Annotated in this window: 16 protein-coding genes; 5 read left to right on the top strand and 11 right to left on the bottom strand. The window is 69.6% G+C overall.

All coding sequences use genetic code 11. From position 1 onward, the window contains the following. Positions 1–124: 124 nt before the first annotated feature. The 4 genes from ACIA8G_RS11595 to ACIA8G_RS11580 all read right to left on the bottom strand — a co-directional run bounded on the left by ACIA8G_RS11595 (position 125) and on the right by ACIA8G_RS11580 (position 5,172). Positions 125–892 carry a class I SAM-dependent methyltransferase gene (locus ACIA8G_RS11595; protein WP_396418306.1) on the bottom strand — a complete coding sequence of 256 codons (768 nt, stop codon included), beginning with the start codon at positions 890–892 and terminating at the stop codon, positions 125–127. Positions 893–1,376: 484 nt separating this feature from the next. Further along, the gene (locus ACIA8G_RS11590) at positions 1,377–2,276 is read right to left on the bottom strand and encodes a cellulose-binding domain-containing protein (RefSeq protein ID WP_396418305.1); all 900 of its coding nucleotides are present in this window, start codon (positions 2,274–2,276) and stop codon (positions 1,377–1,379) included. 11 nt (positions 2,277–2,287) lie between these two features. Continuing rightward, positions 2,288–4,261, bottom strand: coding sequence for an RICIN domain-containing protein (locus ACIA8G_RS11585; RefSeq protein WP_396418304.1), 1,974 nt, complete (start codon positions 4,259–4,261; stop codon positions 2,288–2,290). Positions 4,262–4,419: 158 nt separating this feature from the next. Further along, positions 4,420–5,172 (bottom strand): hypothetical protein, encoded by a 753-nt coding sequence (locus tag ACIA8G_RS11580; RefSeq protein ID WP_396418303.1) that lies wholly within the window; start codon positions 5,170–5,172, stop codon positions 4,420–4,422. A gap of 153 nt (positions 5,173–5,325) precedes the next feature. Between ACIA8G_RS11580 and ACIA8G_RS11575 the strand changes: the two genes are divergently transcribed. Continuing rightward, entirely contained in the window at positions 5,326–6,159 is an 834-nt protein-coding gene (locus ACIA8G_RS11575) for an alpha/beta fold hydrolase (protein WP_396418302.1), read from the top strand. Here the strand turns inward: ACIA8G_RS11575 and araA are convergent. From araA to ACIA8G_RS11550, 5 genes are all read right to left on the bottom strand, one after another. Further along, entirely contained in the window at positions 6,129–7,631 is a 1,503-nt protein-coding gene (gene araA, locus ACIA8G_RS11570) for an L-arabinose isomerase (RefSeq protein WP_396418301.1), read from the bottom strand. The genes ACIA8G_RS11575 and araA overlap by 31 nt on opposite strands. Before the next feature lie 17 nt (positions 7,632–7,648). Further along, on the bottom strand, positions 7,649–8,302 hold the full coding sequence (locus ACIA8G_RS11565; RefSeq protein ID WP_396418300.1) for an L-ribulose-5-phosphate 4-epimerase: 654 nt from the start codon (positions 8,300–8,302) through the stop codon (positions 7,649–7,651). After that, positions 8,302–9,984 (bottom strand): ribulokinase, encoded by a 1,683-nt coding sequence (gene araB, locus ACIA8G_RS11560; RefSeq protein WP_396418299.1) that lies wholly within the window; start codon positions 9,982–9,984, stop codon positions 8,302–8,304. Before araB ends, ACIA8G_RS11565 begins: the two co-directional genes overlap by 1 nt. A gap of 175 nt (positions 9,985–10,159) precedes the next feature. Then, positions 10,160–11,143, bottom strand: coding sequence for a LacI family DNA-binding transcriptional regulator (locus ACIA8G_RS11555; protein WP_396418694.1), 984 nt, complete (start codon positions 11,141–11,143; stop codon positions 10,160–10,162). A gap of 112 nt (positions 11,144–11,255) precedes the next feature. Next, positions 11,256–12,686: a family 43 glycosylhydrolase gene (locus ACIA8G_RS11550; protein WP_396418298.1), complete on the bottom strand. Its 1,431-nt coding sequence runs from the start codon at positions 12,684–12,686 to the stop codon at positions 11,256–11,258. Positions 12,687–12,891: 205 nt separating this feature from the next. On the opposite strand from ACIA8G_RS11550, the gene ACIA8G_RS11545 reads away from it, so the two are divergent. The 4 genes from ACIA8G_RS11545 (at position 12,892) to yjfF (ending at position 17,443) form a co-directional block, all read left to right on the top strand. Continuing rightward, the gene (locus ACIA8G_RS11545) at positions 12,892–13,851 is read left to right on the top strand and encodes an ABC transporter substrate-binding protein (RefSeq protein WP_396418297.1); all 960 of its coding nucleotides are present in this window, start codon (positions 12,892–12,894) and stop codon (positions 13,849–13,851) included. Positions 13,852–13,947: 96 nt separating this feature from the next. Further along, positions 13,948–15,477 (top strand): sugar ABC transporter ATP-binding protein, encoded by a 1,530-nt coding sequence (locus ACIA8G_RS11540; protein WP_396418296.1) that lies wholly within the window; start codon positions 13,948–13,950, stop codon positions 15,475–15,477. Beyond that, entirely contained in the window at positions 15,471–16,454 is a 984-nt protein-coding gene (locus ACIA8G_RS11535) for an ABC transporter permease (RefSeq protein WP_396418693.1), read from the top strand. Before ACIA8G_RS11540 ends, ACIA8G_RS11535 begins: the two co-directional genes overlap by 7 nt. Then, positions 16,451–17,443: a galactofuranose ABC transporter, permease protein YjfF gene (yjfF, locus tag ACIA8G_RS11530; RefSeq protein ID WP_396418294.1), complete on the top strand. Its 993-nt coding sequence runs from the start codon at positions 16,451–16,453 to the stop codon at positions 17,441–17,443. The genes ACIA8G_RS11535 and yjfF overlap by 4 nt, the downstream gene beginning before the upstream one ends. Here yjfF and ACIA8G_RS11525 read toward each other — a convergent pair whose 3' ends face one another. Then, positions 17,444–19,108 (bottom strand): FAD-binding dehydrogenase, encoded by a 1,665-nt coding sequence (locus ACIA8G_RS11525; protein WP_396418293.1) that lies wholly within the window; start codon positions 19,106–19,108, stop codon positions 17,444–17,446. It lies immediately after the preceding gene. After that, a complete protein-coding gene (locus tag ACIA8G_RS11520) occupies positions 19,105–19,755 on the bottom strand; it encodes a TetR/AcrR family transcriptional regulator (RefSeq protein WP_396418292.1) in 651 nt (216 codons plus the stop codon). The genes ACIA8G_RS11525 and ACIA8G_RS11520 overlap by 4 nt, the downstream gene beginning before the upstream one ends. Between the last annotated feature and the right edge of the window lie 69 nt (positions 19,756–19,824).

Raw genomic sequence — 19,824 nt, 5'->3', positions numbered from 1 at the left:
TTCGAATCGAATCGCTTCGATTACCTTTCCTGCGGCAAACGTTAGCGATAACGTGCCTGGTGAGGAAGCCCTCCAGACTCCCTGAATTCCGTTCCCCGAGGGAGTTTTCGCCTGCACCGTCCGATTAGGACTGCTTCCGGGATTGGGGCTTGCGCGCCAGCAACGTGAACGTGTTCGGCAGCCGCCCCCGCCACGCCGCGGCGTCGACCCCGCCCTGCCGCCAGAACGGTTCCGGGTGCTCCGCCACGTGCCGCAGCTCCAGCCCCGCGCCCAGCACCGCGTTGATGATCTCACCGAGCGTCGCCTGCCACTCCACCGCGCCGTGCGCCGGAAACGAGTCGTTGACGTGGGAACGCTCGAAATAGCCGCGGTCCGGCCGGATCCTCGGCTCGTCGTCGTCCCACGACCACAACGGCACCGCCGGATGTGCCTCGTGGACGAAGAGATGCCCACCCGGTGGCAACAGGCGCGCGATGTCGGCCGCCCACACCCGCAGGTCCGGCAGCCAGATCAGCGCTCCCTTGCCGGTGTAGACGAGGTCGGCGCACCCGTCCCGCAACGGCGCACCGGGGAGCTCGGCGACCACGTATCGGCAGGGCACGCCCAGTTCGTCCGCCCGGCGTTGGGCGGCGGTGGCCGCGACCGCGCTGAAGTCGACGCCCACGACGTGCCGGGCACCTGCGGCGACCAGGGCGATGTCGTCCAACCCGTTGCCGCTCTGCAGATGCACGACAGCGGGCGAGGACGCCAGCAGCGGCCGCAGCAGCTCGAGCTCGCACGCGAACAGCGACGACCCGGCTCTGGCCTGGTCGAGTAGTTCCTGGTGCTCGTGAACGTACTTCTCCGACGCCGATTCCCACGCGATCCGGTTCCGCCTGGTGCTGGGATCCATGCGTCCCACTGTGGTCACGTCGCCGCGATCACGTCCACCGAATTCGAGCGCCAGACCGCTCGGTGTCCGACGTGACGTCTACGCCGCGTGAGTGCACGTAGGACAGGAGCAGTCGGCGCAAGTGCAGTTGGCACACGAGTCCGAGCAGCCCGCGCAGGAACAGGCCGCGTGGTTGCACGTCGGACAGCTGCACTCCGCGCAGTCACACCGGGCACAAGAGTCAGCGCAGTTCGCACACTGACACCGGTCGCACTCGTCGTAGTGCACGCCGCTGTCCGTCACGTGCTCACGGTGCACGTGACCGTCGTGCAGGTAGTCGACGTGGTCCCGGTGCACGACCGCGTCGTGCCCACAACCGGGTCCGTGGGTGTGGCGGTGCACTTCCGCCGGTACGTGCTCAACAGTGGTCATGCCGCGATCCTCATATGCGCAGATGCGCATGACAAACCGAGTCGAGGTTCATCAGCCTTCCAGGTGACCCCGGCTACTCGACCGAGCACTGCGCCCCGTTGAGCGTGAACGCGGCCGGGGCCGGGGTGGCACCGCGCGAGTTGCCGTTGAACCCGATCTGCACCGAACCACCGGGCGCGATCTGCGGGTTGTAGTCGGCGTTCGCGGCGTTGACGGTCGCACCGGACTGCCGCGGCGTGGCGTTCCACATGTCCCTGACGGTCTCGCCGTGGGCGAAGCTCCAGCGCAACGTCCAGCCGTTGGTCGCCACCGCACTGGTGTTGCGCACGGTCACGCTCGCCTGGAAGCCGCCCTGCCACTGCCCGGTGAGCCGGTAGGCGACGGCACAGGCCCGTGCGGGAGGTGGCGGCACGGTCGTGGTCGTCGGCGCCGGACGGGTGGGTGGCGCTGGCGGAGGAGGTGTGGTCGTCGTTGGCTGAACGGGCTTGCTTTGGTCGAGGCCCTCGCAGGGCGGGCCCCACAGTCCGCGCTTCGCCGCGGCGGCCTCGGACTCGGCGCTGAGCAGCGGTCCGCCGTCGACACCCTCCGCACGCAGCACGCCCTGCTGCACGGCGAGCACCGCGTAGTCGGTGCCGTCCTCCAGCGCCAGGTTCACCTCGCCGGGCGTCAACCCGGTGAACCGGACGGATCTGGCCAGCAGCGTCGTCCTGGCGAACGTCAGCGCGGCCCCGGACCAGCAGGCCGCGGGAGGCGCCAGCAGGGCGATGCGGACCTTCGTGCCGTCCGCCAGCTCGACCGTGCGGCCGTCGATCACGTCACGCACGACGGTCAGCACCTCCTGCGGTGGCACCACCTCGTTGATGAGCGAGGGTGGTTTCGGGGAGGTGCGGGTGGACGGTGGCGGCGCCGGCGGCTCAGCCGAGCATGCTCCGACGAGCAGGACCAACATCACCAGCAAGTACTTGCGCGCCACCGTCACTCCCGCTATCTGCCTGAAAGAGAAGCTGTCCAGCGTTGGTTCGCACCGGAAGTCGCGTGGTACAAACCGATTCTCGCGCCGTCCTCACGCGACTCGCCGATGACGTCGAGCAGCGCTCCGGTCGCGGCGTTCACGAACGTCCAGCTGCCGTCGCCCGTGGACGAGAGCACCCACCTCGCAGCAGGGCCATCGGCGGACGTCAGCACCGCGTTGCCGTCCGCAGCGGCGATCCGCTGACCGGTGCCGGCGTTCACCACGGCGAACTGGACGTCGCTGCCGTACCCGCTGCTCTTGCGCTCCAGCCGCCACACCTGGTCCTGCGCGGTGGCGTCGGTCGTGCGCTGAACGAGCGAAGTGCCGGACGGCGCAAGGGACTTGCCGCTCTGCACCCCGGTCAGCCGGTGGTTGCCGCTCAGCGCGTCCGCGCGGTTCAGGCCGCTGACACCGGTCACGTCGAACGTGACGACCGACCTGGCCGGCACCGTGAGCGTGGCCTTGCGGTCCTTCACCCGCACCGCGGCGCCCTTGACCAGCGCGCCGTACTGGTCGGTCACGATCGGCCGCACGGTCGCGTTCGGGCGCACCGATCCGAACGCCGACAGGTCCAGCGTCACGGACCGCGGCCGCTCGGACTGGTTGAGGTGCACCACAGTCTTCAGCTCGGTGTTGCGCACCGCCGCCACGTCGGTCGTGGTGTTCACCTTCACCAGCCGGTCGCCGGGCTTGACGAAGTGGGTGAAGTTCCGCAGCGTGTGGAACTTGGTGTTCACGCGCGCGGGGCAGGTGGCGAGGGTGTCCTGCGGGCCGCAGTTGAACGGGATCTGGACGACGCCCCAGTTCATGCCGTTCGGCGTCTCACCGCCCGGCTTCATGTTGTCGTAGTCCTCGATCGCCTGCCACAGCAACCAGGCCCGCGGCTCGAGCTCCCGCAGGTCGTCGATCACGCGCGCGGCGATGCCCAGTCCGGAGTCCATGGCGGTGAAGCTCTGCCCGGAGCCCCACGACCCGTCGACCTCGCTCATCCACAACGGCTTGGCCGCGGCCTTGGCGATGTCACGGGCGGAGGTGCGGCGGTCCTGGCCGTAGGTGTGCACGTTCAGCTGGCCGACCTGGCCGCGCACCGAGGCCGGGTAGCCGGCCCAGTCGTCGGCGAAGATGCCGGGATTGGTCTCGTCCGGCGCCGACACGACGGCCTTCAACCGCTTGGCGCGCAACGCATCTGCCAGTGCGGGCACGACCTTCGCCTGCAGCGCGGGCCCCATGTGCGCGCCCTCCTGCCGGCCGCCCGTCGGGTTGCCGTCCGGGCCGAGAGTGGTGCGCCAGTACGAGGTGTTGGGCTCGTTGAACGCGTCCACTGTCGCGAACTTGATGTCGTGTGCGCGTTCCAACTCCGCGGTCGCCTGCGTGAGGTACGCGGCGAAGTCCTTGATCCGGTCCTCCCTCAGCTGGTCCGCCGAGGCGTTGAAGCCGCCCGACACGTACCCGCTGACGGTCTGGAACCACGGCGGCGAATTGCTGAACGCCTCCCACCGGTCGACCTGCGACTTGATCCTGTCCACCCACCACCGCTGGCGCGGATCCGCTGCGGCGTCGAAGAACTTCGGGTCGCCCGGCTTCCACCAGTCGGTGTCGGCACGGGTCGTGCCGGCCGGCGCCTTCCACCAACCTGGCACCGCCGCGCCCGCCCGCAGGTACTGCGGCACGTCCGGGGCGTTGCCGCCACCGATGTTGTAGCGGGCGATGTTCAGGTTGAGCCCGTCCTCGCCGAACAGCAGTTCGGCGAGCTGGTTGCGGATCTCGTCCGGGTAGCCCCCGGTGGCGTTCGCGAACCACACCAGGCTCGTGCCCCAGCCCTGGAAAGGCTCCTGCTGATAGGTCGGATCCGGCCTCACGGTCACGGACTCCACCGCGGCCGTGGCAGGGATGCCGGTGGAGAGCAATAACGCCGAAACGGCGAGAAAGGCAGGGAATCTGGTCATCGGTTCTCCGTTGAACGGGCGATGTTCGCGCTAACATCTACCGAGGACCGCTGGATGCGTCAAGGTCCTGCCGAGCGGTGGCGCATCCGCTCGGCAGGACCCCTGGGACGCTCGCCCCCGAGAGAGGCGGGCCCTGGGACGCTCAACCCCGAGGAGGGTTACCTGAGCGTGCAGGTGGCGAAGCGTTCCAGCCCTTGGGGCCGCGCGCCGACGCGGCCGATGGCGATCGCGATCCGGTCGAGCGCGGCGGTCCGCTTGCTCGCCAACGGGCCGAGAATCGCGTTCTGCACGAAGTTCGGCCCACCCTGACCGGCCGACGTGCGCAGGCGCTCGTTCGCCTCGGCCTGCTGCTTGCCGAGGTTCGCGAGTTCGCGGTCGACTTCGGCCTGAGCCTTGGCCGGCACGTCCTGCAGCACGGGCAGCGGGCACTCGATCGTCTTCCCGGAGGCAGCCGCCCCTGAGGACGACGGCTTCGCAGTGGCAGGCGGCGCGGCCACAGCCGGAGCCTGACCGAGCCCGCAGGTCGCGAACCGTTCCAGACCTTCGGGTTTCGCGGCGACGCGGCCGATGGCGGTCTCGATGCGGTTCAGCGCCGCGACCCGCTTGCTCGCCAACGGGCCGAGAATCGCGTTCTGCACGAAGTTCGGCCCACCCTCCCCCGCCGACGTGCGCAACCGGTTGTTCGCCTCGGCGATCTGCTTGTCCAGATTGGCCAGTTCGCGTTGCACCTCGGCCTGCGCCTGGGCGGGGACCGCGGGGACGACCGGCTGCGGGCAGGCGATCGACTGACCGCTGCCTTCCCCTCCAGCGAAGGCGGCGACCGCGGTGACGGCGGTCAGGGTCGCGGCGACGGCGATCCCGGCGACGAGCACCAGCTTGCCGCGCTCTGGTCTTGCATGTGCTCTCGACATTCGAACCCTCACGAATCGGTGGACGAAATCTGCCGGCACATCGGGATACGGACCGGGACCGTCAAGGGTTCAACTACTTGTGAGCGTTCACAGCGAGTGTCATGCTGGCGACCTCATTCCGCAGACCGCACCTGCGACGAACTGGGGACCGCCATGCCATCGGAGAACAGCGTCGGGCACGAACAGCTGCGCCTGCGGGTGCGGGGAGTGAACCTCAAGATCGCCGCGGTGCGCCGGGACGGCACCGGCGAGCCGATCGTGTTCCTGCACGGGTTCGGTACGAGCAAGGAGGACTACACCGACATCACGCAGCGGCACGACTTCGCCGGCCGCGCCTTCGTCGCCTACGACGCGCCGGGGTGCGGCGCCACGGAATGCGCCGATCTCGGTGCCGTCGACGTCCCGTTCCTGGTGGACACGGCGCACGCGGTGCTCGACCGGGCAGGCATCGGCCGCTACCACCTCGTCGGGCACTCCCTCGGCGGGCTCACGGCACTGCTGCTCGCGCACCAAGAACCGGGTCGAGTGCTCAGCTTCGTCAACATCAAGGGCACGCTGGCCCCCGAGGACTGCGCACCGATGAGGCGCCTGCTGTCCCAGCGGGAGCCGGGCGACCTCTTCCCCCGGTTCGTCGACAACGTCCGCCACACGCCGGGGTACTCGAACGGCCTGTACGCGGCGAACCTCCCGTACAAGGTTCACCGCGGGGCCGTGGAGAGCATCTTCCGGTCGATGGTCGAGCTCGCCGACCACGGAGAGCTGCTCAACAGGTTCCTCGCACTCCCCTTCCCGCGGATGTACCTCTACGGCGAAGAGTGCGCGTCATTGCCCTATCTGCCGTTGCTGGACGCGAACGGGGTCGAGCTCGCCGAGATTCCGCACAGCGGGCACCTCCCGATGTACTCCAACCCCGTCGCGACGTGGAAGCGGATCGCCGCGTTCCAGGCTCACTGCCGTCAGCGCATGCCCGCGGCGAGCCGGTGGTAGGCGGAGTTCCAGCGCAGGCGGTCGGTGAACTCGTGCGGTGTGGTCGCCGAGTCGATCAGCACGAGCTCGGTCGCCGCCATCGTCGCGAAGTCCCGCAGGCACTCGGACCCGACGGCCTGGGTCAGCACGGTGTGGTGCGGGCCGCCCGCGGTGAGCCAGCACTCGGCGGACGTCGAGAGCGACGGCGCCGGCCGCCACACCGCCCGCGCGACGGGCAGCCTCGGCAGCGGCTCGTCCGGCCCGACCACGTCGATCTCGTTGGCCACCAACCGGAACCGGTCACCGAGGTCGGCGAGACCGATCACCACGGCCGGGCCGGGTGCCGCGTCGAACACCAGCCGCACCGGGTCCTCCCGGCCGCCGATGCCCAGCGGGTGGATCTCGCACGACGGCACGTCCTGGGCGATCGTCGGGCACACCTCCAGCATGTGCGCGCCCAGCACCTTCGGCTCGCCCGGACCGAAGTGGTAGGTGTAGTCCTCCATGAACGAGGTGCCGCGACCGGTCCCGGCACCCATCGCCTTCACGGCGGTGAGCAGGGCCGAGGTCTTCCAGTCGCCCTCACCGCCGAAGCCGTAACCGTCGGCCATCAGCCTCTGCACGGCGAGACCTGGCAGCTGCCGCAGCCCGCCGAGGTCTTGAAAGTTCGTGGTGAAGGCACCGAAGCCACCATCGTCCAAAAAGGACCGCAGACCGATCTCGAGGCGGGCGGCGTACCGCAGTGCAGCGTGCCGCTCTCCCCCGCGCGCCAGCTCGGGAGCGAGCCGGTACTCCTCGGCGTAGTCGGCGACGAGCAGGTCGATGCCGGCGTCCGGCACGGCGTCCACGACGGCGACGAGGTCGTTGACGCCATAGGTGTTCACCGAGACGCCGAACCGCAGCTCGGCCTCGACCTTGTCCCCCTCTGTCACCGCCACGTCGCGCATGTTGTCGCCGAACCTGGCCAGCCGCAGGCCGCGCAGGTGGGCCAGCCCGGTGGCGGCGCGGGCCCAGCCGTCGACCCGCTCGGCCAGCCGGGGGTCGCTCGCGTGCCCGGCCACGGTCTTGCGCGCCACCCCGATGCGCGTCTGGATGTAGGCGAACTCGCGGTCACCGTGCGCGGCCTGGTTGAGGTTCATGAAGTCCATGTCGATGGTGGCCCACGGCAACGCCTCGTTGAGCTGCGTGTGCAGGTGCAGCAGCGGCTTGCGCAGCAGATCCAGCCCGGTGATCCACATCTTCGCCGGCGAGAACGTGTGCATCCACGCGATCACGCCGACACAGGACGGATCCGCGTTCGCCTCCTGCATGACCGACCGGATGGCGGCGGCATCGGTGAGCACCGGCCTCCACACGATCTCCGCGCTGATCCGGCCTGACTCGCTCAGCATGCGCTGGATCTGCTGGGACTGCCCGGCGACCTGGTCGAGCGTGTCCTGACCGTAGAGGTGCTGGCTGCCCGTCAGGAACCAGATCTGGGGCTTCTCCGGCATTTGCTCTCCTCGTGGGCTCACTGGCCGTAGACGTTCTGGTAGCGCCCGTAGAGCCGGTCGACGTCCTGCTGGCCGATCGCGTCGGTCTGGCCGAGCTGGCGTGCGAAGTGGACGGTGCGTGCGACGTCCTCGAGCATCACGGCCGACTTCACGGCCGACCGTGCCGTCGGCCCGACCGTGAACGGGCCGTGGTTGCGCATCAGGACCGCCGGAGACCTGCTGGCTCGCAGGGTGTCCACGATCCCCTTGCCGATCGAGTCGTCGCCGATCAACGCGAACGGGCCGACCGGGATCTCCCCGCCGAACTCGTCCGCGATCATCGTCAGCACGCACGGGATCGGTTCCCCGCGCGCGGCCCACGCCGTCGCGTAAGGGGAATGCGTGTGCACGACACCACCGACCTCGGGCATGTGCCGGTAAACGTACGCGTGCGCCGCGGTGTCGGAGGACGGCGCGAAGTCACCTTCCACGAGGGTGCCGTGCAGGTCGGTCACGACCATGGCGTCCGGCCCCAGCTCGTCGTACGACACCCCCGACGGTTTGATCACCATCAGGTCGTGGCCGGGTACCCGCGCGGAGACGTTGCCGGCGGTCCAGATCACCAGTTCGTAGCGGGTCAGCTCGCGGTGCAGCTCGGCGACCGTGCGACGCAGCTCTGCCGTGGCGGACATCAGTTCTTCCCCTCGAGTGCCTCGCGGCGGAGCCTCCGCAGCCGGCGCATGACATCGTTGCCACCTCGGCCGAAGTGGTCGTGCAGCTCCTGGTACTCGAGGAACAGCCGTTCGTAGGCCTCGACGTTCCCCGGTATCGGCGTGAAGACGTTGCGGCGCACCGATCCCATGGCGGCCGCGGCCGCACGGATGTCCGCGTGGGCACCGGCGGCCACAGCGGCGTGCATCGCCGAGCCGAGCGCGGGACCCTGGGCGGACCCGATGACCGACAACGGCAGATCGGTGACGTCGGCGTAGATCTGCATCAGCAGCTCGTTCTTGGTCAGCCCGCCCGCGATCACGAGCTCGGTCACCGGCACGCCCGCGTCGGTGAAGGTGTCGATGATGACCCGCGTGCCGAACGCCGTCGCCTCCAGCAGCGCGCGGTAGATGTCCTCGGCGCTCGTCGCCAGCGTCTGACCGACGACGACACCGGACAGCTCGTGGTCGACCAGCACGGACCTGTTGCCGCTGTGCCAGTCCAGCGCGACCAGCCCGTGCTCGCCCACGGCCTGCCCGGCCGCCAGTTCGGTGAGCAGCTCGTGCACGGTGATGCCACGTTCGCGCGCCTGGTCGTGGCACGCGGGCGGCACCAGGTTCCGCACGAACCAGGCGAAGATGTCGCCGACGCCGCTCTGCCCGGCCTCGTAACCCCAGAGCCCCGGCACGATCCCGCCGTCGACCACACCGCACATGCCGGGCACTTCGCGCAGCACGGCGCCGCTCATGACGTGGCACGTCGAGGTGCCCATGATCGCGACCATCTGGCCGGGCTCCACGGCCTGCGCGGCGGGAGCGGTCACGTGCGCGTCGACGTTGCCGACGGCCACGGCGATCCCCGCCGGCAGCCCGGTCCACGCGGCCGCCTCGGCCGTGAGCGATCCGGCCCGGTCCCCGAGTGTGGAAAGCGGATGGTCGAGCTTGTCGGCGACGAACGTCGCGAACGCGGGGTTGAGCTCGGCGAGGAAGTCCTCGCTCGGATACGCACCGTCCTGGTGGATGCCCTTGTAGCCGGCGGTGCAGGCGTTGCGGGTGTACCGCCCGGTCAGCTGCCAGACGATCCAGTCCGCGGCCTCGACCCAGTGCGCCATCGCCTCGTACACCTCGGGCGCTTCCTCCAGGATCTCCAGCCCCTTGGCGAACTCCCACTCCGACGAGATGAGGCCGCCGTAGCGCGGCAACCAGGGTTCCTTGCGGTCGCGGGCCAGCTCGTTGATCCGGTCGGCCTGCGGCTGGGCGGCGTGATGGCGCCACAGCTTCACGTAGGCGTGCGGGTTCTCGGTGAACTCCCGCAGCTCGCACAACGGCGTCCCGTCGTCCGTGACCGGCACCATCGTGCACGCGGTGAAGTCCGTGCCGATCCCGATGACCTGGGTCGGCGAGATCCCGGCCGCCTCGACTGCCTGCGGCACGGCGGCCCGCAGGACGCCGACGTAGTCGGCCGGGATCTGCAACGCCCACTCCGGCGGGAGCGGACGACCGGTGGCCGGCAGGACGCGGTCGACCACGCCGTGGCGGTAGTCGTGCACCGCGGTGCCGAGCTCGGCACCGTCGCGGACGCGGACGACCACCGCGCGACCGGACAGCGTGCCGAAGTCGATGCCCACCGCACAGGCGTCGGAGTCGATCGTCTCGTCAGTCACAGCCAGAGTGTTATCGCTAACATTCGGTCCGTCAAGACATGTTCTGGACCGTCGTGAAACGTATGCGAGAACTGAATGTTCCGGCCGGCGTTAACGCACGACAACGCACCGTCAACGGGCATGCCACAAGGGCATGGCAACAGGCCCGCTGACGCGCGGGCCGAGCAGACCGCGATCAGGCCGGCGGCGCCACGCTCTCCCTGGACACCAGAACCGGGGCGATCGTCCTGCGCGGCAACGACGACTCCCCATCGCCGATCTGCTCGAGGAGCAGCCCGAGCGTCTCCCGCGCCACCGCAGCGAAATCCGGGCGGACGGTCGTGAGCGGCGGGATGAAGTACGCCGCCTCGGGCACGTCGTCGAACCCGACGACGCTGACGTCGTGCGGGACCCGCCGGCCCCGTTCGTACATCGCGCGCAGCACGCCGAGAGCGAGGTGGTCGTTCGAGGCGAAGACGGCGGTGACCTCGGGCATGCGCGCCAGCATCTGGCCGGCGCGGTACCCGGCCGCGGCACTCCAGTCGGCCGCCACCACCGGCGGTACCTCGGCGTTGCGGGCCTCCAGTGCCCGGCGCCAGCCGTGCACGCGACCCGCCGCGTCGAACCAGTCGGCGGGGCCGGACACGTGCCACACCGTCTCGTGCCCGGCTTCGAGCAGGTGGTTCGTGGCCTCGAACGCCCCGGCCGCCTGATCCACGGTCACGAGCGGCGTCGGGCGCTCCGGGTCGCCGTCCACGGTCACCAGGGGCAGCTCGGCGGGGACGTCCGCGAGCGCGTCGGCCGCCGACGAGTTCGGCGCGATCACCACTATCCCGGCCACGCGCTGGTCGCGGTGGCGTTCGACGGCCGCCGCTATCGATTCCCGGTCGAGCACCTTCACCCGGCCGACGCTGACCGCGAACCCGGCCTCGCCCGCCGCCTCCTCGAAGGCGGACAGCAGCGAGGCCGGCCCGTACAAAGTCGAGTTCTGCGCGACCACGCCGATCAGCTGCGTCTTGCCGGTGACCAGCGCGCGAGCCGCCCGGTTGGGCCGGTAGCCGAGCTCCTTGATGGCCGCGCGCACGCGCAGGCGGGTCTGCTCGCGGACGTTCGGGTGGTCGTTGAGCACCCGGGAGACCGTCTGGTGGGACACCCCGGCGAGGCGGGCGACGTCGGTCATCGCGGGGTCGCGGGAGATCTTGTGATCCACGGACGGTCTCCGATCTTTGGTCTAGACCGATATGTTAGCGATAACACCTATCGGTCTCGATGCGGCGCGCCCATTGTCCCCCTCATTCGACCTGGAATGTGGCACTTCGACGCGCGTCGCGGTCGTTGCCCGGCCTGGACACCACCACCCGGCCTGCGTTGTGCATGAGATACGTGTCGACCCCAACACGCAGGGAAACGGCCTCGGCGGACGCGAGCCCCGGTACTCGCACGAGGCTCGCCGCCCGGCCATAGGAGTCAGTGTCCTCGAAGGGGTCGATCCGGACGGCATCCCCGTCCACCCGGACGTACCGATCGGGATAGTTCACCGACTGCAGCGCGACCGTACCCGAGCCGAGAAATCCCGGCACGAACCGGAACTGCGTGTCGCCGACTTCGCGCACATCGCCGTCGACCCGCAGCCGGTACTCGTAATGGCGGACCATCAGCCCGTCGAGCGTCCGCAGCCGCACGATCGGACCACCGCGGCCGACCGGGACGCCGAAGCTCGGAGTGCCGTCGGCATTCCAGTGCAGCCGCTGGACGCGGGTGTGCCGATTCGGGTCGAACAACGGGTCGCCGCTGATGTCGCGGTAGTCGCGGGCGTGGTAGACGAGCACGTCGGCCGTGCCGACCGCGGTGAACGAGTTGTGCCCCGGCCCGTACTGCGAGGTCGGCACGTGGGTCGAGAACACCGGGTTCGGCGACTTGGTCCACGACCGCGCGTCGAGCAGGTTCGCGTGCTCGTCCGCGGTGAGCAGCCCCATGCAGTAGCGGGCGTCGGTGGCGCTCGCGGAGAACGTCACGAACACGCGGCCGTTGCGGATCAGCACCGCCGGCCCCTCGTTCACCCGGAAGCCCTGCACCTCCCAGGGCAGCGTGGGCGTCGCGATCCGCACCGGCGCGCTCTTCAGCGCCAGCGGCGAGGCCATCTCGGCGAGGTAGAGGTTGGTACCGGAGCCGACAGCCGGATCGTGCTGAGCCCACAGGAGGTAGCGCTTGCCGCGGTGCGCGAACGTGGTCGCGTCCAGCGTGAACGTGTCCAGGACCGTGACCATCTGACCGCGCAGCACCCAGCCGCTCTCGCGCGGGTCGGCGTTCGCGGACTCCAGCACGTAGGTGCGGATGCGGAACGGATCATCGGAGTCCCCCGCCGCGAAGTAGACGTACCACTTCCCGTCGATGCGATGCAGTTCCGGCGCCCAGATGTACCCGCCCATCCGTCCCGACGCCGGCCGCCGCCAGATCGTGCGTTCCCGCGCGGCCGGCAGACCGTCCAGAGTGGCCGCGCCGCGCACGACGATCCGGTCGTACTCCGGGACGGAGCCGGTCAGGTAGTACATGCCGTCGGTCGGCGGGGTGATGAACGGGTCGGCGCGCTGTTCGACGAGCGGGTTTCTGGTGGGCAGTTCGGCGACGGGTTCGGCGGCCGCGGCAACCGGTGTGGCAGAGGCGAGCGCTCCGGTCGCGGCGAGCACGCCGCCCGTGCGCAGGAGAGATCGTCGGTCGATCACGAGCGGTTCCTGATGCGCAGGAACGTCGCGGAGTTCGCGTGCATGACTTCCCTTCCCGGCATGAAAGTGAGCGTTAACATAGGCTTCCAACTCGTTACGAGCAAGGTCTTGACGCGAAGGATGTGAGCGCTCACTGTTGTCCACCTGACAGCCGCGGACACGCGGCCGGGCTCCGCGACACCGTCGTCACCTCGGAGGAATCCCTGTGCTGAAGAAGATCACGACAGCCGCCAGCGTGATCGTGCTGAGCGCTCTCACGGCGTGCGGCTCTGGCGGAGGCACCGGCGCGTCCGGTGACACCCTCACGATGGGCTTCGCCCAGGTGGGCGCCGAGAGCGGCTGGCGCACCGCCAACACCAAGTCGGTCCAGGACGAGGCCAAAGCGGCCGGGGTCGACCTGAAGTTCTCCGACGCGCAGCAGAAGCAGGAGAACCAGATCAAGGCGATCCGCTCCTACATCCAGCAGAAGGTCAAGGTCATCGCCTTCAGCCCCGTCGTCGAGACCGGCTGGGACACCGTGCTGCTGGAGGCCAAGCGCGCGAACATCCCGGTGATCCTCACCGACCGGTCGATCGACTCCGACGACACGTCGCTGTACAAGACGTTCCTCGGCTCCGACTTCGTCGAGGAGGGCCGCAAGGCCGGCGACTGGCTCGTGGCCAACGCCTCCGGGCCGACGAACGTCGTGGAACTGCAGGGCACCACGGGTGCCGCACCCGCGATCGACCGCAAGAAGGGCTTCGAGGAGAAGATCGCGGCCAAGCCGGACATCAAGGTCGTCGCCTCGCAGACCGGTGACTTCACGCGCTCCGGCGGCAAGCAGGTGATGGAAGCGTTCCTCAAGTCCCAGCCGGACATCGACGTCGTCTACGCGCACAACGACGACATGGGCCTGGGCGCGATCGAGGCGATCAAGGCCGCCGGCAAGGTGCCCGGCAAGGACATCAGGATCATCACGGTCGACGCCGTCAAGGACGGCATGCAGGCGCTGGCCAACGGCGAGATCAACTTCATCGTCGAGTGCAACCCGTTGCTGGGCAAGCAGTTGATGGACCTGGCGAAGAAGGTCGTCAAGGGCGAGGAGGTGCCGGCGCGGGTCGTGACCGAGGAGGGCACGTTCACCCAGGAGCAGGCCAAGGCCGCGCTCCCCCAGCGCCAGTACTGATCCCCGCCCACTGTCCGAAATGCACACAGACCGCGGGACCCGTCGCTCCGCCCAAGTGGCGGCGGGTCCCGCACCCCAGCGACGAAGGCCTGAGACATGACCGAGTCACCACCGGCGGTCGTCGAGATGCGCGGGATCTCCCTGGCGTTCCCCGGCGTGAAAGCGTTGCAGGAAGTCGGCTTCCGGCTGTTCCCCGGTGAGGTGCACGCGCTGATGGGCGAGAACGGCGCCGGGAAGTCGACGCTCATCAAGACGCTGACCGGCGTGCACACCCCCGACAGCGGCGAGGTCCTGCTGGCCGGGAACGCCGTCGCGTTCTCCTCCCCCGGCGCGGCGCAGCAGGCCGGGATCAGCACGGTGTACCAGGAGGTCAACCTCTGCGCGAACCTCACGGTCGCGGAGAACATCCTGCTGGGCCGCGAACCCCGCCGGTTCGGCGGCGTCGACTTCCCGGCGATGCGCGCACGCGCCGCCGAGGTGCTCGCCCGCATCGGCGTGCACATCGACCCGGCCTCGGTGCTGGACACGCATCCCATCGCGGTGCAGCAACTCGTCGCGATCGCCCGCGCCATCGCCGTCGACTGCCGGGTCCTGGTGCTCGACGAACCCACGTCCAGCCTGGACGCGGGCGAGGTCGCGGAGCTGTTCCGGATCATGCGGGTGCTGCGCGACGAGGGCGTCGCGATCCTGTTCGTGTCGCACTTCCTGGACCAGGTGTACGAGATCTCCGACCGGATGACCGTGCTGCGCAACGGAACCCTCGTCGGCGAGTACCTGGTGGCCGATCTGGACCGCCGTGCGCTGATCGCCGCCATGATCGGCCGTGAGCTGGGTGCCCTGGAGGCGATCGAGGACGCGAGCGAACGCCGCAGCGCGTCCGGCCCGGTCCTGGTGCACGCGGAGGGACTCGGCAGGCGTGGTGCGATCGCGCCGTTCGACCTGGACGTCCGCGCGGGTGAGGTGGTCGGGCTCGCCGGTCTGCTCGGCTCCGGCCGCACGGAACTGGCCCGGCTGTTGTTCGGCGCCGACCGCGCCGACTCCGGCCGGCTGGTCGTGGACGGCGTGCCCATCCCGCTGCGCGGTCCCCGGTCGGCGATCGCCGCCGGGATCGCGTTCTGCTCGGAGGACCGCAAGGGCGAAGGTCTCGTCGCGGATCTGAGCATCCGCGACAACCTGGTGCTGGCCATGCAGGCCGCGCGCGGGTGGAACCGCCCGATCTCGCGCAGGCTCAAGGACCACCTCGTCGAGAAGTACCTGGCAGCGCTGGACATCCGGCCCGCTGACCCGGACGCGCTGGTGCGCACGCTCTCCGGCGGCAACCAGCAGAAGGTGCTGCTCGCCCGCTGGCTCGTGACCGAACCCCGGCTGCTCATCCTCGACGAGCCGACCAGGGGCATCGACATCGGCGCGAAGGCGCAGATCCAGCAGCTCGTCACGACGCTGGCCGCGGAGGGAACGGCGGTGCTGTTCATCTCGGCGGAGCTGGAGGAGGTCGTGCGCATCGCCGACCGGATCGTGGTGCTGCGGGACCGGCGCAAGATCGCCGAGCTGGCCGGAGGGGCGAGCGTGGACGAGGTCGTGGGGCTCATCGCGGGTGACCAGATCCCGGAGAGGACGGCATCGTGAAGAACCGGCTGCTGTGGCCGTTGCTGGCGCTCGTCGCACTCCTGCTGCTCAACCTCGCCGTCACACCGTCGTTCTTCGCGCTGCGCGTGCAGGACGGCCACCTCTACGGCGGCCTGGTCGACGTGCTCAAGAACGGCGCGCCCACCCTGCTCATCGCCCTGGGCATGACCCTGGTCATCGCCACCCGCGGCATCGACCTGTCCGTCGGCGCGGTCGCGGCCATCGCGGGCGCGGTCACGTGCGTCCACATCGGAGCGTCGCCGGACGCCGCGACGGCGTTCACCGGCATGGCGATCGCGCTCGTCCTGTGCGCGTTGCTGGGCCTGTGGAACGGATTCCTCGTCGCGGGTCTCGGCATCCAGCCCATCATCGCCACCCTGGTGCTGATGACCGCGGGGCGCGGGATCGCGATGCTGGTCACCGAGGGCCAGATCATCACCGTCAACAACGACGCGTACCGGCAGGTCGGCGCGGGGTTCGCCGTCTTCCCGATCTCGATCCTGATCAGCCTCGCGGTGCTGGGGCTGGTGGCGCTCACCACCAGGAAGACCTCGCTCGGCATGCTGATCGAGGCGGTCGGCGTGAACCCGGAGGCCTCGCGGCTGGCGGGTGTCCGCTCCCGCACGCTGATCTGGACCGTGTACGTGTTCGCGGCGGTCTGTGCGGGCATCGCCGGCCTGATGATCAGCTCGAACGTCAGTGCCGCGGACGCGAACAACGCCGGGCTGTGGATCGAGATGGACGCGATCCTGGCCGTCGTCATCGGCGGCACGTCGCTGGCAGGCGGGCGTTTCTCGCTCACCGGCACGCTGCTCGGCGCGCTGATCATCCAGACCCTCACCACGACCGTCTACACGATCGGCGTGGCCCCCGAGATCACGTTGGTGTTCAAGGCCGTCGTCGTCATCGCCGTCTGCCTGGTCCAGGCGCCGAAGGCCCGTGCGGCGCTCAGCTTCCGGAAGGTGGCCGTCTCATGACCGCTCTCGCCCAACGGGTGCCGTCGCGGTTCCTCCCGGTCCTCGCGACCGTGGTCCTGTTCGCGCTCACCTTCGGCGCCGGTTCGGTGCGCTACGAGGGTTTCGCGTCCGGGCAGGTGATCGCGAACCTGTTCATCGACAACGCGTTCCTGATCGTGCTGGCCGCTGGCATGACGTTCGTGATCCTCAGCGGTGGCATCGACCTGTCCGTCGGGTCGGTCGTCGCACTGTCCACAATGGTCACCGCGGCCGGTCTCAAGGCCGGCTGGCCGGTCCCTCTCGTCGTGATCGCCGTCCTGCTCATCGGCAGCACTCTGGGTCTGCTGATGGGCCTGGTGGTCCACCGGTTCGACATCCAGCCGTTCATCGTCACGCTCGCCGGCATGTTCCTCGCCCGCGGCCTGTGCTTCCTGATCAGCGTGGAGTCGGTGTCCATCAAGGACAGCACGTTCCGGGCCGTCGCCACCGCCGTCATCGAGCTGCCGGGCGGCGTGACGATCACCTACAACGTGGTCGTCGCCCTGGTCGTCGTCGCCGCGGCGCTCTACGTCCTGCACCGGACCCGGTTCGGCCGGACGGTCTACGCGGTCGGCGGCAACGAGCAGTCCGCGTTGCTGATGGGCCTGCCGACCGCGCGCACCAAGGTGGGCGTGTACGTGATCAGCGGCTTCTGCTCGGCACTGGCCGGCCTGTTGTTCAGCCTCTACATGCTGTCCGGCTACGGCCTGCACGCCGTCGGCATGGAGCTGGACGCCATCGCGGCCGTCGTCATCGGCGGCACCCTGCTCGCGGGCGGGGTCGGCTACGTGCTCGGTTCCCTCGCCGGCGTGCTGGTGCTCGGCACGATCCAGACCCTGATCTCGTTCCAGGGCACGCTCAGCTCGTGGTGGACCAAGATCGTGATCGGCGCGCTGCTGCTCGTCTTCATCGCGGTGCAGCGCGGGATGACGAGGAAGCGGCGGCTGCCCGCCGCCGCCCTCGTCACCTGATCACGCCAACGTGCGGGCGATCGCCCGTCCTGCGGCACGTCCGGAGAAGATGCACCCGCCGAGGAAGGTTCCCTCCAGCGCGTTGTAGCCGTGCACGCCACCGCCACCGAAACCCGCGACCTCGCCCGCGGCGTACAGGCCGGGGAACGGGGTGCCGTCGGTGTGCAGCGCCTGGGAGTCGAGGGTGGTCTGGATGCCGCCCAGCGTCTTGCGGGTCAGGATGTTGAGCCGCACCGCGATCAACGGGCCGTGCTCGGGGTCGAGGATCCGGTGCGGCTTCGCGACTCGCGCCAGCTTGTCGCCCAGCGTGCGGCGGGCGTTGGCGATGGCCATGAGCTGGAGGTCCTTGGAGAAGGCGTTGCCCAGCTCCCGATCACGGGCCACGATCTGGCGCTCGATCTCGGCGGCGTCGAGCTGCGGGCCGCGGGCGATCTTGTTCATGCCCGCGACGAGCTCGGTCACGTTGCCGGCGATGACGAAGTCCACGCCGTGCTGCTTGAACGCCTCCACCGGCCCCGACGCGCCCTTGGCCAGCCGGCTCGAGACGGCGAGGCGGATGTCCTTGCCGGTCATGTCGGGGTTCTGCTCGGAACCCGACAGCATGAACTCCTTGCCGATGATCGACTGGTTCAGCACGAACCACGAGTAGTCGTAGCCAGTCGACAGGATCGCCTTCATCGAGCTGTTGGTGTCGAATCCGGGGAAGTTCGGCGAGGACAGTCGCTTGCCATTGGCGTCGAACCACAGCGACGAGGGACCGGGGATGATCCTGATCGCGTGGTTCGGCCAGATCGGGTCCCAGTTGTGCAGACCCTCGGTGTAGTGCCACATGCGGTCGCGGTTGACCAGGCTGGCGCCGGCCGTCTCGGTGATGCCCAGCATCCGGCCGTCGACGTGCGCGGGCACCCCGGCGATCATCGTCTCCGGGCACGACCCCAGCCGGTCGGTGGGCCAGTTGGCGCGGATGAGGTCGTGGTTGTGCCCGATGCCGCCGGAGGTCACGATCACGGCCTTGGCCCGCAGCTCGAAGCCGTCCACGACCGTCCGCGACGACGCCTTGCCCCGCTCCAGATCGGACGGTTCCAGGACGCTGCCGCGCACACCCACGACGGCGCCGTCCTCGATGACCAGCTCGTCGACCTGGTGGCGGAACTCGAAGCGGACCAGGCCACGGCGTTCGGCCTCGAGCACGGGTTCGGCGAACACGCGCACGACCTCCGGGCCCGTGCCCCAGGTCAGGTGGAAGCGCGGGACCGAGTTGCCGTGGCCGTCGGCGAGGCCACCGCCACGCTCGGCCCAGCCGACGATCGGGGTGAACCGCAGCCCCAGTTCGCGCAGGTACGACCGCTTCTCCGTGGCGGCGAACCGGACGTAGGCCTGGGCCCACTGCCGGGCCCAGTGGTCCTCGTCGTCCCGGTCGAACCCCGCCGAGCCCAGCCAGTCCTGCAGCGCCAGGTCGTAGGAGTCCTTGATGCCGTTGCGCCGCTGTTCCGGGCTGTCGACGAGGAAGAGCCCGCCGAGCGACCAGAACGCCTGACCGCCCAGGTTCGCGCGGTTCTCCTGCTCGACGACGACCACCCGGCGCCCGGCCTTGGTGAGCTCGTAGGTCGCGACCAGGCCCGCGAGCCCGGCTCCGACCACGACGACGTCCGCTTCCCCGGTCATGACTTTTCCCTGCTTTCGTTGCTGTAGGCGGTGACGACGCGGGTGAACAGGTCGGTCCGGCGCTGCCACACCGCGGGGTTGTCCGGTTCGCTGAGGCACTGAAGTGCGGTGCCGTCGTGCACGGCGACGAGTGCCTGGGCCAGGGCGTCGGGTTCGGGCACCGTGCGGCCGATCCTGGCCAGTGCCGCGAGCAGGAACGGCATGCTCGACGCCGCGATCGCCTTCTCCCGATCGACGATCACCTGCCGCAGGTCCGGATTGCGCAGCGCGTGAGCGGTGAACTCGGCACTGACCCGGTACCACTCCTCGTCCACGGGCACCGCCCGCAGAAGATGCGTGGCGACACCGCTGACGTCGTGCACGGCCGCCTGCTCCGACGCTTCGAACGCCTCGCGCATCCGGGCGAGCTGATCGGCGGACCGCTGTTCCCACATGGCGAGGAAGAGCTCGTCCAAGGTCGAGAAGTTCGAGTAGAACGCTCCGCGCGTGTAGCCGGCGCGACTGCACACCTGCTCGACCGTCGAGCGGCCGAACCCTTCCTCGGCGAACACCGCCAGCGCCGCTTCGAGCAGCCGCTGGCGGGTCTCGGCACGCCGCTTGGTCACCCTCGGCTCGCGCCCGGGTGCACCTTCCGCGGTCGTCCGCATGCCCGCCTCCCGTTCGATACGTCAATGTATCGGATGCATCGGTGTATGCAAGCCGGGCGATCAACATGG

This window comes from Lentzea sp. NPDC051213 (assembly GCF_044455585.1).
GTDB lineage: Bacteria > Actinomycetota > Actinomycetes > Mycobacteriales > Pseudonocardiaceae > Lentzea.
Note: the sequence above shows the minus strand (reverse complement) of the source record. Positions and strands in the feature narration are given on the sequence as shown.